Source organism: Streptomyces akebiae (assembly GCF_019599145.1).
Classification (GTDB): domain Bacteria; phylum Actinomycetota; class Actinomycetes; order Streptomycetales; family Streptomycetaceae; genus Streptomyces; species Streptomyces akebiae.
In genome coordinates, this window is sequence record NZ_CP080648.1 from 204651 (window position 1) to 223662 (window position 19012).

Sequence of the window (19012 nt, forward strand, 5' to 3'; positions counted from 1 at the left end):
GGTGCAGGACAAGACAGCCGGCGCACGTGCCGTATCCACCGAGGACAAGCTCCGGGACTACCTGAAGCGCGCCACCGCGGACCTCGCCGCGGTGCGCCAGCGGCTCCGCGCCGCCGATTCGGCCGAGCGCGAGCCGATCGCCATCATCGGCATGGCCTGCCGCTATCCCGGGGGAGTCGACTCGCCCGAGGCGCTGTGGCGCGTGGTGCGGGACGGCGTCGACGCGGTCTCCGGCTTCCCCGTGGACCGGGGCTGGGACATGGCACCCTTCGACGCCGGTGCAGCCGCCGGTGTCGAGTTCACCCGCGAGGGCGGGTTCATCGACGCGGTCGCCGACTTCGACCCCTCGCTCTTCAACATCTCGCCGCGCGAGGCCCTCGCCATGGACCCGCAGCAGCGCCTGGTCCTGGAGACCTCCTGGGAGGCCGTGGAGCGCGCCGGCATCGACCCGCTCTCCCTGCGCGGCAGCCGTACGGGTGTCTTCACCGGTGTCATGTACAACGAGTACGCCTCCCGTGCCCTGTCCGTCCCCGAGGAGGTCGCCGGACACCTGGGCACCGGCAGCAGCGGCAGCGTCGTCTCCGGCCGGGTGTCCTACACCCTCGGCCTCGAGGGCCCCGCACTGACGGTGGACACGGCGTGCTCGTCGTCGCTGGTCGCGCTGCACCTGGCGGTGCGGTCGCTGCGCAGCGGGGAGTGCTCCATGGCGCTGGCGGGTGGCGTCACCGTGATGATCACCCCCAACACCTTCATCGACTTCGGCATGTCCGGCGCGCTCTCCGCCGACGGCCGGTGCAGGGCCTTCTCGGCGGACTCCGACGGCACGGGCTGGGGCGAGGGCGTCGGCGTGCTGCTGGTGGAGCGGCTCTCGGACGCCGTGCGCAACGGACACCGCGTGCTGGCGGTCGTGCGCGGTTCGGCCGTCAACCAGGACGGCGCCTCCAGCGGGCTGACGGCCCCCAACGGCCCTTCGCAGCAACGGGTGATCCGTGCCGCGTTGGATGCCGCGCGGCTCACTGCGGCCGATGTGGACGTGGTGGAGGCGCACGGCACCGGTACGACGCTGGGTGACCCGATCGAGGCGCAGGCGTTGCTCGCGACGTACGGGCAGGGGCGGCCGGCCGGTCGGCCGGCGTATCTGGGGTCGTTGAAGTCGAACATCGGTCATACGCAGGCGGCCGCGGGTGTCGGTGGTGTGATCAAGATGGTGGAGGCGATGCGTCATGGCGTGTTGCCGGCCACCTTGCACGTGGCCGAGCCGACGCCGCATGTGGACTGGTCGGCGGGGGCTGTCGAGCTGTTGACGGAGGCGCGTCAGTGGCCCGAGGGCGAGGAGCCGCGTCGGGCGGGTGTGTCGTCGTTCGGTGTGAGCGGTACGAACGCGCACGTGATCCTGGAGGAGTTCCGGCCCGCCGGGCTCGACGGCGAGGAGGTGTCTGCCGCTCCGGTGGTGGAGGCCGGTGGTGTGGTGCCGTGGGTGCTGTCGGGGCGTACGCAGCAGGCGCTGCGGGGTCAGGCCGCGCGTCTGCTCGACCACGTCCGGGAGTTGGACGCGGACGGCGGACCGGCGGTCGGTCGGATCGGCTTCTCGCTCGCGGTGACGCGTGCTGCTCTGGGGCATCGTGCGGTCGTGCTGGGTTCGGATCTGGTGGAGTTCCGGCGGGGTCTTGAGGCGCTGGCGGAGGGCCGTGAGGTGCCGGGCGTCGTCACGAGTGTGCGTGGCTCGGGTCAGGGTGCTCCGGTGTTGGTGTTTCCGGGGCAGGGGTCGCAGTGGTTGGGGATGGGTCGGGAGCTGGCGGGCTGGTCGTCGGTGTTCCGGGAGGGTCTTGAGGAGTGTGCGGTGGCGTTGGAGCCGCATGTGGACTGGTCGTTGTGGGAGGTGTTGGAGAGCGGGGACGAGGTGTTGTGGGGTCGGGTGGATGTGGTCCAGCCGGTTCTGTGGGCGTTGATGGTGTCGCTGGCGCGGTTGTGGCGTTCGTGTGGTGTGGTGCCGTCGGCGGTGGTGGGGCATTCGCAGGGTGAGATCGCGGCTGCGGTGGTGGCTGGTGGTCTGTCGGTGGTGGACGGTGCTCGTGTGGTGGCGTTGCGTTCGCGTGCGCTGCGGGTGTTGGCGGGCCGGGGTGGGATGGTGTCGCTGGCGGCCGGTCCGGAGGTGGCCGGGGAGCTGGTGGCGGGTTTTGGGGGCCGGGTCTCGGTGGCCGCGGTCAACGGTCCGGGTTCGACGGTGGTGTCGGGTGAACCGGATGCGCTCGATGCTTTGATGGTTTTGTGTGAGGGGCGTGGGGTTCGGGCGCGTCGGGTGCCGGTGGACTACGCGTCGCATTCGGTGCAGGTGGAGGAGTTGCGGGAGCGGATCCTCGCCGATCTGGCTCCGGTGAAGCCGGTGTCCTCCACCGTTCCGTTGTATTCGTCGGTGACCGGTGGGCGTATCGATACGGCGGTGATGGATGCGGGCTATTGGTATGAGAGCTTGCGGTCGTTGGTGCGGTTCGACGAGGCGACGGCCGCGTTGCTGGCTGATGGCCGGTCGGTGTTCCTGGAGTCCAGTCCGCATCCCGTGCTGACTCCTGGTATCGAGCAGTCGTTGGAGGCGTCCGGTCATCCGGGTGTCACGCTGGCCACTCTCCACCGCGACCGTGGTGATGCGACGCGCTGGCTGACCGCGCTGGCCGAAGCCCACGTGGCCGGTGTCCCCGTCGACTGGACCGGTGTCCTGCCCGACAGCCGACCCGTCGACCTCCCCACCTACGCCTTCCAGAGACGCCGTTACTGGCTCGACACCGCCGAGCCCGAACTGCCCCCCACCGAACGCGCACAGGACTGGTTCTGGTCCGCCGTCGAGAACGAGGACCTCCCGGCCCTCCAGCGCATGCTCGACGTCAGCGGCCGGACCCCGCTGGCCGAAGCCCTGTCCGCGCTCTCCTCCTGGCACCGGCGCGACCGCGAACGCAGCCGCGCCGAGAGCTGGTGCTACCGGACCGCGTGGACGCCCGCGCAGCTCCCCGCCGGGCGGCTCGACGGCCGCTGGATGGTGGCCGTACACCCGGACCACCACGCACACGCGCTGGTCACCGCGGTTCTCGCGGCCCTCGAAGAGGCCGGCGCCGCCCCCGAACTGCTGTCCGTGGCCCCCGAGGACGAACGCGGCACCCTCGCCGAGCGGCTGCGCGGCGCCGACGGTGTGCTGTCGCTGCTCTCCCTCGCCGAGGACCCCGCCTCCGGGCACCCCGCCACCCCGACCGGATTCGCCGCCGGCATCACCCTGCTGCACGCCGTGCACGACACCCGCGAACCGATGCGTCTGTGGTGCGCCACCTCCGGCGCCGTCGCCGCCGGGCCGGGCGACACCGTCACCCACCCCGTACAGGCCCTGACCTGGGGTCTTGGCCGGGTCGCCGCCCACGAGTACACCCAGTGGGGCGGCCTGATCGACCTGCCCACCGACCCCGGGCCACGCGCGATGTCCCGGCTGGCGGCCGTCCTCGCCGGCACGGGCGAGGACCAGGCGGCGATACGCCCCACCGGGGTCTTCGTACCCCGCCTGCGCCGAGCCGAGCCGGCCCCGCCCGGCCGCACGTGGCAGTCGTCCGGCACCGTGCTGGTCACCGGTGGCACCGGCGGTGTCGGCGCGCACGTGGCCCGCTGGCTCGCCGCCTCGGGCGCCGAACACCTGCTCCTGCTCAGCCGGCGTGGCCCGGAGGCCCCCGGCGCGGCGGAACTCGCCGCCGAACTGCGGGAATCGGGAGCCGAGGTCACCGTCGCCGCGGTGGACGCGGCCGACCACGACGCACTGGCGGCCGTCCTCGCCGGGCTGCCCGCCGCCCAGCCGCTGACCGCCGTCTTCCACGCCGCTGGAGTCGTCGACTCCAGCATCGTGGACTCCCTCACGCCGGACCGCGTCGAGACCGCGCTGCGCGCCAAGGTCGCCAGCGCCCTCAACCTGCACCGGCTCACCGCGCACCTGGACCTCTCGGACTTCGTGCTCTTCTCGTCGATGGCCGGCGTCTTCGGCTCCGCCGGCGAGGGCAACTACGCCCCCGGCAACGCCTTCCTGGACGCCTTCGCGCAGTACCGCCGCGCCCAGGGCCTGACCGCGACCTCCGTGGCATGGGGGTCATGGGCGGGCGCCGGCATGGCCGAGGGGGGCTTCGGCGACGTACTCGAACGCCACGGCATCCTCCGGATGGAGCCCGCACACGCCCTCGCGGGACTGCGTACGGCGCTGGAGCGGGACGAGACCACGCTCGCCCTCGCCGACATCCGCTGGGAGGTCTTCTCCTGGTTCTTCACCGCCACCCGCCCCAGCCGCCTGCTCGACGAACTCCCCGACGCCCGCAGCCTCCGGCAGGCAGCCGAACAGAGCGCGGCCCAGGGTCCCGCCGCCGACCAGGAGAACCTGCCGCCGGCCCAACGGCTGGCCGGGGCCTCGGAGGCGGAGCGCAACCGGTTCCTGCTCGACCTGGTCCGTGACCAGGTGGCGCTGGTGCTCGGCCACGAGTCGGCCTCCGAGGTGGAGCCCGGCCGGGCCTTCGGCGAGCTCGGCCTCACCTCGGCGGGCGCCGTCGAACTGCGCAACCGACTGACCTTCACCACCGGTCTGCGCATGTCCGCCACCCTCGTCTTCGACCACCCCAGCCCGCTGGCCCTCTCCCGGTTCCTGGCCGCCGAGATCACCGGCGGGAACGCCGGAACGGTTCCCGACACCGCGGCCCCGGCCGTGCCGGTACCCGGTGACGCCGCGGCGGACGACGACCCGATCGTCCTCGTCGGCATGGCCTGCCGCTTCCCGGGCGGCGTCCGCTCCCCGGAGGACCTGTGGGAGCTGGTCCGGTCCGGCGCCGACGCGATGGGCCCCTTCCCCGCCGACCGCGGCTGGGACCTCGACGCGCCCGGCGGCGACTACCCGCGGACGGGCGGCTTCCTCCCCGACGCGACCGCCTTCGACGCCGACCTGTTCGGCATCTCGCCGCGTGAGGCGCTGGCCATGGACCCGCAGCAGCGTCTGCTGCTCGAAGCGTCCTGGGAGGTACTGGAGCGCGCGGGCATCCACCCCAAGTCGCTGGCCGGGTCGCGTACGGCGGTGTACGCCGGCGCCGGCGGCCAGGACTACCTGACCGTCCTTGCGGCGGACCCCGAGGCCGGCGACGGCTATCTGGTCACCGGCGGATCCCCCAGCGTGCTGTCGGGCCGTGTCGCCTACGCCTTCGGTCTCGAAGGCCCGGCGGTCACCGTGGACACCGCGTGCTCCTCCTCTCTGGTGGCCCTCCACCTGGCCTGCCAGTCACTGCGCCACCATGAGTCCGACCTGGCTCTGGTCGGCGGTGTCAACGTGCTCTCCCTGCCGTCCGTCTTCGCCGAGTTCAGCAAGCAGCGGGGCCAGGCCGCCGACGGCCGCTGCAAGGCCTTCGCCGCGGGCGCGGACGGCACCGGCTGGGGCGAGGGCGTGGGTGTCCTGCTCGTCGAGCGGCTCTCGGACGCGCGCCGCAACGGGCACGAGGTGCTCGCGGTGGTCCGCGGCAGCGCGGTCAACTCCGACGGCGCGTCGAACGGTTTGACGGCTCCGAACGGTCCCGCGCAGCAGCGGGTGATCCGGGCCGCGCTGGCGTCGGCGGGTCTTGAGCCCTCCGACGTGGACGCGGTGGAGGCGCACGGTACGGGTACGCGGCTGGGTGACCCGATCGAGGCCGGGGCGCTGCTGGCGACGTACGGGCAGGACCGCGACGAACCCCTGTACCTGGGGTCGGTGAAGTCCAACATCGGGCACACCCAGGCCGCCGCCGGTGTCGTGGGCGTGATCAAGGCCGTCATGGCGCTCCGGCACGGGGTGCTGCCCCGGACGCTGCACGTGGACGAGCCGACCCCGGAAGTGGACTGGTCGGCCGGCGCGGTGGAGCTGCTCACCGAGAACCGCCCGTGGCCGCAGGCGAACCGGCCGCGGAGGGCGGCCGTGTCGTCGTTCGGCATCAGCGGCACCAACGCGCACACCATTCTGGAGCAGGCACCCGAGCCGGCCGAGGTACCCGCCGGCATCCAGCAGAAGCCTGAGCACCCGGACCTCCCGCTGCCCGTCCCGCTGTCCGGTGCCACACCTGACGCGCTCGCCCAGCAGGCCGGACGGCTCGCCGGCGTGGAAGCGGACCCCGCCGACCTGGCGCTCGCCCTGGTCACCACTCGCGCCGACCTGGACCACCGCGCGGTGGTCTTCGGCGACCACACCGAAGTACTGACGGCACTGGCCGCGGGCGAGCAGCCGCAGGACGCGGTGCGGGACCAGGTCGTGCACGGAGGGCTGGCGCTGCTGTTCACGGGTCAGGGTGCGCAGCGGGTCGGTATGGGGCGTGAGCTGTACGAGGCGTTCCCGGTGTTCGCCGACGCTTTCGACGCGGTGTGTGCACGCGTGGATCTCGAACGGCCTCTGCGAGACGTGGTGTTCGAGGACGGCGAGGCACTGGACCGGACGGTCTACACGCAGGCGGGGCTGTTCGCGGTCGAGGTGGCGTTGTTCCGGCTGGTGGAGTCCTGGGGTGTCACTCCGGACGTCCTGGTCGGTCATTCGATCGGTGAGCTGGCTGCCGCGCACTGCGCCGGGGTGCTGTCCCTGGACGACGCGTGCCGTTTGGTGTCGGCGCGTGGTCGTTTGATGGACGCGTTGCCGTCGGGCGGTGCGATGCTGGCCGTGGAGGTGGCCGAGGACGGGCTGGAGCTGCCCGAGGGCGTGGACCTGGCGGCCGTGAACGGGCCCACCTCCCTGACCGTTTCCGGTGACGCCGACGCGATCGGCGCGCTGGAGGAGCGGCTGCGCTCCGAGAACGTACGGGTCAAGCGGCTCACCGTCTCCCACGCGTTCCACTCGCACCTGATGGAGCCGATGCTCGACGAGTTCGCGGCGGTCGCGAAGTCGTTGACGTACAACGCCCCGACCATTCCCGTCGTCGCCACGGCACCCGGCGACATGGCGAGCCCGGACTACTGGGTCGGCCAGATCCGTGAGCCCGTCCGCTTCGCCGAGGCGATCGCCTCCCTCAGCGGCATACGTACGGCGCTGGAGCTTGGCCCTGCCGGCGTGCTCTCCGTCTTCGTACCGGAGCAGGTCGACACCCTGGCCGCCGTACCCGCGCTGCGCCCGGACCGCCCCGAGGCCACCACCCTCGTCCGCGCGCTGGCGCGCCTGCACACCCGTGGCGTCCCGGTGGACTGGTCCGCCTACCTCGCCCCGTTCGGGGGCGCCCGGATCGCCCTGCCCACGTACCCCTTCGCCCGTCGGCGGTACTGGCCCACTCCCGTGGTCCCCCGCCCCGCCGCGCCGGAGAACCCGGTCGAGCGGGAGTTCTGGGCGGCCGTGGACTCGGCCGACGCCGACGCCGTGGCCGGCGCGCTGCGACTGGACGAGGACCAGCGGGACGGCCTGGGCGCCGTCCTGCCCGCCCTCGCCGCCTGGCGGGAGAGGGGCCGCCACAAGGCCGCCACCGACGCCTGGCGTTACCGCGTCGGCTGGACCCCGCTCACCGACCGGCGGGTGCGGCTGAGCGGCACCTGGCTCCTGGTCACGGGCGGCGAGGCACCCGAGGGGCTGGCCGAAGGCCTGCGTGCCGCGGGCGCAGATGTCGCCGAGATGACGGAACTCGGCGCGGACCGTACGCGGTGCGCCGCCCGGATGGCCGCCCTGGCGTCCGCCGCAGCCGACGGCGGCCGCCCCGTCGCCGGGGTGCTCGCCTGCGTGGACACCGCCGCCGAACTGCTGCTGGTCGTCCAGGCCCAGGGCGATGCCGGACTCGCCGCACCGCTGTGGTGCCTCACCTCCGGCGCGGTCGTGGCCGTGCCCGGCGACGAGTGCCGCCCCGACGCGGCCCAGCTGTGGGGACTCGGCCGGGTCGCCGCCCTCGAACACCCCGACCGCTGGGGCGGCCTGGTCGACGTGCCGGAGCGCCTCGACCGACGGGCGGCCGAGCGGCTGGCCCAGTTGCTGGCCGGGGACGCGGGCGAGGACCAGGCGGCCGTCCGGCCGACCGGCATCCACGTCCGCCGCCTGCGGCGTGCCCCCACCGCTGCGGCCGGCGCTGTGGCCGGGCAGACGCAGCCCGCCGAGTGGCGCAGCGAAGGGCCCGTCCTGGTCACCGGTGGCACCGGCGCGCTGGGCGGCAAGGTCGCCCGTCTGCTGGCCGAGCGCGGCGCCACCCGCCTCGTCGTGGCGAGCCGGCGCGGCCCCGCAGCACCGGGCGCGTCCGAGCTGGTCGCGGAACTCGCGGGGCGCGGCTGCGACGCCGTCGTCGTCTCCTGCGACCTGAGCGACCGGGACGCGGTGGCCGAGCTTCTGGAACGCCACCCCGTGACCGCGGTCGTGCACGCCGCGGGGATCGTCGACGACGGTGTGCTCGACGCGCTGACGCCCGAACGGCTCGCCGCCGTACTCGACGCCAAGGCCCATTCCGCCGACCTGCTTGACGAACTCACCGGCGAAGTCACCGACTTCGTCGTCTTCTCCTCCGTCGCGGGCGTGCTCGGCAGCGCCGGGCAGGGGCCCTACGCCGCAGCCAACGCGCACCTCGACGCCCTGGTGGAACGCCGCCGCTCCCGGGGTCTGCCCGGCACCGCCCTCGCCTGGGGCGCCTGGGCCGGAGCCGGGATGGCCGCCGATCCGGCCGCCGCGGCCCGGCTGGCCCGCGGCGGACTGCCCGCCATGCCGGAGGACCGGGCGCTGGGGGCCATGGCCACCGCCCTGGCCGAGGGAGACGGCACGCTGGTCGTCGCCGACATCGACTGGGAACGGTTCGCCCCGGGCTTCACGGCGGTACGGCCCAGCAGGCTGTTCGCCGAACTCCCCGAGGCCGCCCCGGTCGTACGCGGAGTCGAGGCAGCCGGTCCCGCCGCGCTCGCCGCGCCGGACGCGGACGCCGCCGAGCAGGCGCGCGGCGCCGAGAACCTCGTCCTGGAGGCCGTCGCGGCCGTCCTCGGCCACGGCTCGCCCGCGGCCGTGGACCGCGAACGCGCCTTCCACGACCTGGGTTTCGACTCCCTCACGGCCCTGGAGCTGCGCAACCTCCTCGCCTCCCGGACCGGCCTGTCCCTGCCGGCCGGCCTGGTCTTCGACTTCCCGACTCCCGCAGCCCTCGCCGCGCACCTGCTCACCCTGCTGTCCGGCCAGACGGCGGCCGTCGCCGCCCGCCCGGCCGCGGGCAGCCGGATGGCGACGGACGAGCCCATCGCCATCATCGGGATGGCCTGCCGCTTCCCCGGCGGCGTGGACTCGCCCGAGGCGCTGTGGGGCCTGGTGGCATCCGGTACCGACGCGATGGGCGACTTCCCGGGGGACCGTGGCTGGGACCTCGACACCCTTCTCGGCCCCGACGGACTCTCGTCCAGCCGAGCGGGCGGCTTCCTCGACGACGTCGCCGCCTTCGACGCGGGCCTGTTCAACATCTCGCCGCGCGAGGCGCTCGCGATGGACCCGCAGCAGCGCCTGCTCCTCGAGGCCTCCTGGGAGGCGTTCGAACGGGCCGGCATCGACCCGACCTCGGTCGGCGGCAGCGACACCGGCGTCTTCGCGGGCACCAACGGCCAGGACTACGCCGCCCTGCTGCTCGGCTCCGAGACCGCCACCGAGGGCCACCTCGGCACCGGCAACACCGCCAGTGTGCTGTCCGGCCGCATTTCCTACACCTTCGGCCTGCGGGGGCCGGCGCTGAGCGTGGACACGGCGTGTTCGTCGTCGCTGGTCGCGCTGCACCTGGCGGCGCAGTCGCTGCGCAACGGCGAGTGCTCCATGGCGCTGGCGGGTGGCGTCACCGTGATGCCGCTGCCCGGCACCTTCATCGAGTTCAGCACGCAGGGCGCACTCTCCTCCGACGGCCGCTGCAAGGCCTTCTCGGCGGACGCCGACGGCACGGGCTGGGGCGAGGGTGTGGGTGTGCTGCTGGTGGAGCGGCTGTCGGATGCTCTGGAGCGTGGCCATGAGGTGCTGGCCGTGGTGCGGGGTTCGGCGGTGAACCAGGACGGTGCGTCGAACGGCCTGACGGCGCCGAACGGCCCCTCCCAGGAGCGGGTGATCCGTGCCGCGTTGGATGCCGCGCGGCTCACTGCGGCCGATGTGGATGTGGTGGAGGCGCACGGCACCGGTACGACGCTGGGTGACCCGATCGAGGCGCAGGCGTTGCTCGCGACGTACGGGCAGGACCGCGTGGAGCCCCTGTATCTGGGGTCGTTGAAGTCGAACATCGGTCATACGCAGGCGGCTGCGGGTGTCGGTGGTGTGATCAAGATGGTGGAGGCGATGCGTCATGGCGTGTTGCCGGCCACCCTGCACGTGGCCGAGCCGACGCCGCATGTGGACTGGTCGGCGGGGGCTGTCGAGCTGTTGACGGAGGCGCGTCAGTGGCCCGAGGGCGAGGAGCCGCGTCGGGCGGGTGTGTCGTCGTTCGGTGTGAGCGGTACGAACGCGCACGTGATCCTGGAGGAGTTCCGGCCCGCCGGGCTCGACGGCGAGGAGGTGTCTGCCGCTCCGGTGGTGGAGGCCGGTGGTGTGGTGCCGTGGGTGCTGTCGGGGCGTACGCAGCAGGCGCTGCGGGGTCAGGCCGCGCGTCTGCTCGACCACGTCCGGGAGTTGGACGCGGACGGCGGACCGGCGGTCGGTCGGATCGGCTTCTCGCTCGCGGCGACGCGTGCTGCTCTGGGGCATCGGGCGGTCGTGCTGGGTTCGGATCTGGTGGAGTTCCGGCGGGGTCTTGAGGCGCTGGCGGAGGGCCGTGAGGTGCCGGGCGTCGTCACGAGTGTGCGTGGCTCGGGTCAGGGTGCTCCGGTGTTGGTGTTTCCGGGGCAGGGGTCGCAGTGGTTGGGGATGGGTCGGGAGCTGGCGGGCTGGTCGTCGGTGTTCCGGGAGGGTCTTGAGGAGTGTGCGGTGGCGTTGGAGCCGCATGTGGACTGGTCGTTGTGGGAGGTGTTGGAGAGCGGGGACGAGGTGTTGTGGGGTCGGGTGGATGTGGTCCAGCCGGTTCTGTGGGCGTTGATGGTGTCGCTGGCGCGGTTGTGGCGTTCGTGTGGTGTGGTGCCGTCGGCGGTGGTGGGGCATTCGCAGGGTGAGATCGCGGCTGCGGTGGTGGCTGGTGGTCTGTCGGTGGTGGACGGTGCTCGTGTGGTGGCGTTGCGTTCGCGTGCGCTGCGGGTGTTGGCGGGCCGGGGTGGGATGGTGTCGCTGGCGGCTGGTCCGGAGGTGGCCGGGGAGCTGGTGGCGGGTTTTGGGGGCCGGGTCTCGGTGGCTGCGGTCAACGGTCCGGGTTCGACGGTGGTGTCGGGTGAACCGGATGCGCTCGATGCTTTGATGGTTTTGTGTGAGGGGCGTGGGGTTCGGGCGCGTCGGGTGCCGGTGGACTACGCGTCGCATTCGGTGCAGGTGGAGGAGTTGCGGGAGCGGATCCTCGCTGATCTGGCTCCGGTGAAGCCGGTGTCCTCGTCGGTGCCGTTGTATTCGTCGGTGACCGGTGGGCGTATCGATACGGCGGTGATGGATGCGGGCTATTGGTATGAGAGCTTGCGGTCGTTGGTGCGGTTCGACGAGGCGACGGCCGCGTTGCTGGCTGATGGCCGGTCGGTGTTCCTGGAGTCCAGTCCGCATCCCGTGCTGACTCCTGGTATCGAGCAGTCGTTGGAGGCGTCCGGTCATCCGGGTGTCACGCTGGCCACTCTCCACCGCGACCGTGGTGACGCGACGCGCTGGCTGACCGCGCTCGCCGAAGCCCACGTGGCCGGTGTCCCCGTCGACTGGACCGGTGTCCTGCCCGACAGCCGACCCGTCGACCTCCCCACCTACGCCTTCGCGCGTGACCGCTACTGGCCCACCCCCGTCGAGCGCCCTGCTGCCGGACCGGAAGCCCAGGCGGGCACCGATCCTGCCGAGCAGGCGTTCTGGGGCGGCGTCGAGAGCGGCGACACCGAGGCCGTCGCCAAGGCCCTCGGCATCGACGCGCCGGACCTCGCCCAGGTGTTGCCCGCCCTCACCGCCTGGCGGCAGGGCCGCCGCCAGGAGACCGTCGTCGCCTCCTGGCGCTATGACGTGGCGTGGAGCCCGCTGGTCGGACTGCCGTCCATCGCGCCGACGGGGCGCTGGCTGCTGGTCCTCCCGTCGTCCGGGGCGCAAGCGGAACGCGCGACCGTACGCACCGCGCTCGGCCGGGCGGACCTCACCGAGATCACCGTCCCCGCCGGGACGGGGCGTGCCGAACTCGCCGCCGCGCTCCCGGAGCCGGACGGCCTGACGGGTGTGGTCTCCCTGTTGGCGCTCGACGAGCGCCCGCACCCCGAGGGCGCTGCTCTGCCCACCGGGACCGGCGACACCGTCACCCTGCTCCAGGCGCTCGGCGACGCGGGATCCGGCGCACCCCTGTGGTGCGTCACCCGCGGTGCGGTCGCCGTGGGCCGTGTCGACGGCGAGGTGAGCCGCGCCCAGGCCATGCTGTGGGGTCTGGGGCGCAGCGCCGCCCTGGAGCACCCCGAGCGGTGGGGCGGTCTGATCGACCTGTCCGCCACCGACACCCGGTCCGCGACCCGGCTCGGTGCGCTCCTGGCGGGCGCCGCCGAGAGCGAGGACCAGCTGGCGGTACGGCCGTCCGGAGTCTTCGCCCGCCGGGTACGGCGTGCCGCCCCCGAACCGCACCCGGTCACCGAGCCGTGGACCCCCGGCGGTCCGGTGCTCGTCACCGGCGGGACCGGTGCGCTCGGCCGCGAGGTCGCCCGCTGGCTCACCGGACGCGGGGCCACCGAACTGCTCCTCGTGAGCCGCTCCGGTCCCCAGGCGCCCGGCGCCGCCGAGCTGGTCGCCGAGCTGGGTTCGCTCGGGGCGACGGCGACCGTCGTCGCCTGCGACGTCGCCGACCGCGAGGCACTGGCCGCGCTGCTCGCCGAGCACCCGGTCACCGGCGTCGTCCACACCGCCGGTGTCGCGGCCACCGTGCCGCTGGCCGTCACCTCCCCGGCCGAGATCGCCGAGGCCGCCCACGCCAAGGTGCTCGGCGCGCTCCACCTGGACGCCCTGCTGGGGGAGAGGGCCGAGCTGTTCGTGCTGTTCTCCTCGATCGCCGGGGTCTGGGGCAGCGGCGGGCAGGCCGCGTACTCCGCAGCCAACGCGGCCCTCGACGCACTCGCCGAACAGCGCCGGGCCCGGGGCCGGGCCGCCACGTCCGTGGCGTGGGGCGCCTGGGGCGGCAGCGGCATGGCGGCCGACCGGGAAGCCGGAGAGTACCTCCGGGGCCGGGGCATCACGGCCATGGCACCGAGGCTGTGCCTGGCCGCGCTGTCCGCCGCCGTGGACTCCGGCCGCGCCACCGGCGTGGTCGCGGACGTCGACTGGGACCTCTTCGCACCCTCGTTCACGCTGCGCCGCCCGAGCCCGCTGCTGACCGACCTGCCGGAGGCGGTCGCCGCGCAGGCGGACGGCGCCGCCCTCGCGACCGCCGACGACGGGGCCGGCCACGAGCTGCGCGCGCGGCTCGGGGCCGCTGTCCCCGCCGACCGCACCCGCATCCTGCTCGACCTGGTGCGCACCGTCGTCGCCGGTGTGCTCGGCCACAGCGGCTCCGAAGCCGTCGACCCCGACGAGGTCTTCACGGCACTCGGCATCGACTCCCTCACCGCGATCCGCGTCCGCGACGGCCTGGCCGGGGCGACCGGCCTGCGGCTTCCTGCCACCCTGGTCTTCGACCACCCCACCGCCCGGGTGGCCGCCGCCGAACTCCTCGCCCGGCTCGGCGTCATGGAGCCGGACGCCGCACCCGCGCAGGCACGGCCCGCCGCACTCGCCGACACGGACGACCCCGTCGTCATCGTCTCGATGAGCTGCCGCTACCCCGGCGGCGCCGACTCCCCGGAGCGCTTCTGGGAGCTGGTCGCGGCCGGGACCGACGCCATGTCGCCGTTCCCCGTGGACCGGGGCTGGGACCTGTCGGGAGCGGGCGGGTTCACCCCCGAGGGCGGATTCCTGCACGACGCCACGGAGTTCGACGCGGACCTGTTCGGCATCTCGCCCCGCGAGGCCGTCGCCATGGACCCGCACCAGCGGGTGCTCCTCGAAGCCTCCTGGGAGCTGCTCGAGCGCGGGGGCATCGCGCCGACCTCCGTACGGGGCACGCGCGTCGGTGTCTTCGTCGGCGCCTCCGCCGCGGGCTACGCCATGGCCGGCGTCCTGCCGGAGGGCTCCGAAAGCCACGCCCTGACCGGTACCTCCAACAGCGTGCTGTCCGGCCGTATCTCCTACACCTTCGGCCTTGAGGGCCCGGCGGTGACCGTCGACACGGCGTGCTCGTCGTCGCTGGTGGCGCTGCACCTGGCGGCGCAGTCGCTGCGCACCGGCGAGTGCTCCATGGCACTCGCGGGCGGAGTCACCGTCATGCCCTCGCCCGCGGTGTTCGCCGAGTTCGGCCGCCAGGGCGGTCTGGCCGGGGACGGTAGGTGCAAGGCGTTCGCGGCTGCCGCGGACGGCACGGGCTGGGGTGAGGGTGTGGGTCTGCTGCTGCTGGAGCGGCTGTCGGACGCGCGTCGTCACGGGCACGAGGTGCTGGCTGTGGTGCGGGGTTCGGCGGTGAATCAGGATGGTGCGTCGAACGGTTTGACGGCGCCGAACGGTCCCGCGCAGCAGCGGGTGGTGCGGGCGGCTCTGGCCGCGGCGGGTCTTGAGACGTCCGAGGTCGACGCGGTGGAGGCGCACGGTACGGGTACGCGGCTGGGTGACCCGATCGAGGCGCAGGCGTTGCTGGCGACGTACGGGCAGGACCGTGTGGAGCCCCTGTATCTGGGGTCGGTGAAGTCGAACATCGGTCACACGCAGGCGGCTTCGGGTGTCGCGGGTGTGATCAAGATGGTGGAGGCGATCCGTCGGGGTGTGCTGCCCCGGACGCTGCACGTGGACGAGCCGACGCCGCATGTGGACTGGTCGGCCGGAGCGGTGGAGCTGTTGGCGGAGGCGCGGGACTGGCCGGAGACGGGCCACGCCCGCAGGGCCGGCGTGTCCTCGTTCGGGATCAGCGGTACCAACGCCCACGTCCTCATCGAGGAGGCCCCGCGTGAGCAGGCGCCGCAGGTGACCCCGCCGTCCGCCGACGAGCCGGACGCCACCGCTCCGCTCGTGCTCTGGCCCGTCTCGGGCCGGTCCGAGGACGCGCTGCGCGCCCAGGCCGACCGGCTCCGCTCGCACCTCGACCGCACCGGCGCAGCGCTCGACCTGCACGCTGTCGCCCGCCAACTGGCCACGGCCCGGGCCGGCCTGGAACACCGGGCTGTCGTGCTGGCGCCCGACGCCGACGGGCTGCGCCGCGGGCTCGCCGGACTCGCCGGAACCGCCGGTGCCGTCCCGGGAGCCGATATCGTCCGCGGCGTGGCCGCGAGCGGCGACCTCGCCTTCGTCTTTTCCGGCCAGGGCGCGCAGCGCCTCGGCATGGGCCGCGAACTGTACGAGGAATACCCGGTGTTCGCCGACGCCTTCGACGCGGTCTGCGCCCACCTCGACCCGGACCTGGACCGCCCGCTGCGCGACGTCGTCCTCCATGACGCCGACGCGCTCGGCCGCACCGCCTGGACGCAGCTCGCCCTCTTCGCCTTCGAGGTGGCCCTCTTCCGGTTGCTGGAATCCTGGAACCTGACCCCCGACCGGCTGGCCGGGCACTCTGTGGGAGAACTCGCCGCCGCGCACGTCGCCGGCATCCTGTCGCTCGCCGACGCCTGCACTTTGGTGGCCGCCCGAGCCCGGCTGATGGGGGCGCTGCCCGAGGGCGGCGCCATGATGTCGGTCCGGATGTCCGAGGCCGAGGCGCGCTCCGCGCTCGCCGGGTACGAGGACCGCGTGGCGATCGCCGCCGTCAACACCCGCGACGAGCTCGTCCTCTCCGGCGACGTCGACGTTCTGGAGGAACTGGCCGAGGAAGGCAGGCGCACCGGCCGCAGGATCCGCTCCCTGGACGTCTCGCACGCCTTCCACTCCCCGCACATGGACCCCGTCCTCGACGACTTCGCCGCCGTGGCCGCGACCCTGGAGTACCGCCCCGCCCGCATCCCGCTGGTGTCCACGGTCACCGGGCTCGACGACGACGGCGCGATGTCCACCCCGGAGTACTGGGTCGGCCAGATACGCGCCACCGTCCGCTTCTCCGACGCCGTCGGCACCCTTCTCGGCCAGGGCGTGACCCGCTTCGCCGAGATCGGACCCGGGGCCGCGCTCACCGTCCCGATGGAGCGGACCCTGGAACGCGCCCGGGCGCTCGACGACACCACCGCCACCCTCGCCGTGGCGCTCCAGCGCTCCAACCGGCAGGAGCCCGTTGCGCTGCTCACCGCCGTCGCCCGGCTGCACACGGCCGGCGTCCCCGTCGACTGGAACGCGCTCCTCGGGCCCGCCACCGGGCCCCGCCCCGATGTGCCGACGTACGCCTTCCAGCGACGCCGCTACTGGCCCGCACCGCACCCCGTCGCGGCGCGGGACGGCGAGCGGACCGGCCGCTACCAGGTGACCTGGCGCCCCCTGCCCGAGCCGGACCGGGCCGTCCCCCACGGCACCTGGCTCGCCGTGGGCGCCGCGGACGGGAGCGCCACCGCCCTGCTCGCGCAACTGCGCGAACAGGGAATGCGGGTGACCGACGTCCCCGACACGGGGGACAGCAGGCAGGCATGCGCCGAGGTGCTGCGGAGGGCCCACGACGAGGCGTCCGCGGTCACCGGTGTCATCTGCCTGGCGGAGGAACCCGCGACGGTCCTCGCCCTCGCCCAGGCACTCGACGACATCGCGGCGGACGCCCGCCTGTGGTGCCTGACCACGGGCGCCGTCGCCACCGGACCTGCCGACCCGCCCGCCGACCCCGCCCGCGCCGCCGTCTGGGGACTGGGCCGCACCCTGGGCCTGGAGGCTCCGCACCGCTGGGGCGGCCTGGTGGACCTGCCCGCGAGCCCGGATACGAGGACCGCGGCGCGCCTGGCCGCGCTGCTCGCCGCCGGCACGTCGGGCGAGGACCAGATCGCCCTGCGGGCCACCCCCATGGCCCGCAGGGTCACCACCGCCCCGCCGTCCACCGGCGCCGCGCCCTGGCAGCCCTCGGGCACCGTCCTGGTCACCGGCGGAACCGGCCGCCGCGGCCGGGCGCTGGCCACGGCGCTCGCCGCGAACGGAGCCGGACATCTGGTGCTCCTCGGCCGCCGGGGCGCCGATGCGCCGGGCGCCCGCGAGTTCGCCGAGAGCCTGCCCGTCGAGGTCACCTTCGCCGCCGCGGACGTCACCGACCGGGCCGCCGTCGCCGAGGTGCTGGCGGCGATCCCCGCCGACCGACCGCTCACCGCCGTGGTCCACGCGGTGGGTGCGGAGGCGAACACCCCCTGGACGGAGCTGTGCCCCGGCGACCTGCGCGCGTCGGCCGCGGCCGACGGCGCCCAGGTGCTGCACGAGGTGACCGGCGATCTGGCCACCGGCCTAGAGGCGTTCGTCCTGATCTCCTCGGGGACCGGCGTCTGGGGCGGCAGGGGAGCCGCCGTACGCTCCGCCGCGAGCGCCCGGACGGACGCCCTCGCCGCGCACCGCCACTCCCTCGGCCTGCCCGCGACCTCGGTCTCCTGGGGGCCGTGGGCGACGGGCGAGGAGGACCCGGCCGCCCCGCGTCCCGCCCTGCGCCCGCTGGATCCGGCCACGGTCTGGGCCGCCTTGGCCGAGGCGGTGGCCGCACCGGCGCCGTGCGCCGTCGTCGCCGACGTGGACTGGGGGCGCTTCCACCCCGCCTACACCCTGGCCCGGCACCGCCCGCTGTTCGACGAACTCCCGGAGGTCCAGCGGCTGTCGGCCGCTCCGCGCACTCCGGCGCCGGACGCGGACGCGGGATCCGGCCTCACCGGGCCGGACCGGCAGCGGACGGGGCTCGACCTCGTCCGTACGACGGCCGCCGGCGTGCTCGGGCACACCGACACGAAGTCCGTCACCCCCGACCGCCCGTTCCTGGAGCTGGGCGTCGACTCGGTCGCCGCGCTGGAGATCCGCGACACGCTGGAGCAGGCCACGGGCCTGACACTGCCGGGCACCCTCGTCTTCGACCACCCCACACCCGCCGCCCTCGCCCGCCACCTCGTCGGCGGTGCGGCCGGCGACACCGCCGCGGCCGGGACGGCGCCCGCCCCGGTGCTGGGCATCTCGCCCACCGACCGCAACCCGGTCGGCCTGCTGGATTCCCTCTACCGGGAGGCAGTGCGCACCGGGCGGATCCAGGAGTTCCTCGAACTGGTCGGCGAAACGGCGAAGTTCCGGCCCATGGCCGACGACGTGGCCGAGGCGGGCGGACCGGCGGAGCTCACCACCCTCGCCGACGGCCCGGCGCCCGAACTGCTGGTCTGTGTCAGCGGCCTGACGGCCGGCGGCGGCCCGCACGAGTTCGCCCGGCTGGCCGCACCGCTGCGCGGCGCACGCCGCGTGGCCGCGGTGCCCGTCCTCGGCTACGGCCGCGGCGAGCTGCTGCCCGCGACCCCCGAAATCGCCTTGGACTGGCAGGCGCAGGGTGTCCTCGCCCACGCCGAGGGCACCCCGGTCGTCCTCTTCGGGCACTCCGGAGGCGCGCTGCTTGCCCACAGGCTGGCGGTGCGCATGGCCGAACTGGGGTCCCCGCCTGCGGGGTTGGTGCTGGCGGATGTCTACGCTCTGGACGACCCACTGATGGTGGAGTGGAACGCCGAGCTTTCCGAGGGAGTCTTCGACCGGGTGGAGCAGTTCGTCGCCATGGACGACAGCCGTCTCACCGCGATGGCCTGGTACGGCAGCCTGTTCTGGACGAACCCGGACCCCGACACCCGCTTCCCGACTCTCCTGCTGCGTGCCTCACAACCGCTGCGCGAGCCCGCCGACGGCCGTGACTGGCGCAGCGCGTGGAAGGCCGCTCGCGACGTCGTCGACGTACCGGGCGACCACTTCACGATGATGGCCGAGCACGTCGGGACGACGGCTCGCGCAGTCCACCGGTGGATCGGGGAACTCCCCCGATGACCACCGTGAACCCCACCACACCGACAG

1 protein-coding gene is annotated in these 19012 nt (G+C 74.1%); it reads left to right on the plus strand.

All coding sequences use genetic code 11. The features are described 5' to 3' along the window. Position 1 precedes the first annotated feature (1 nt). Positions 2-18985: a type I polyketide synthase gene (locus K1J60_RS46715; RefSeq protein WP_317619763.1), complete on the plus strand. Its 18984-nt coding sequence runs from the start codon at positions 2-4 to the stop codon at positions 18983-18985. The last annotated feature ends 27 nt before the right edge of the window (positions 18986-19012 follow it).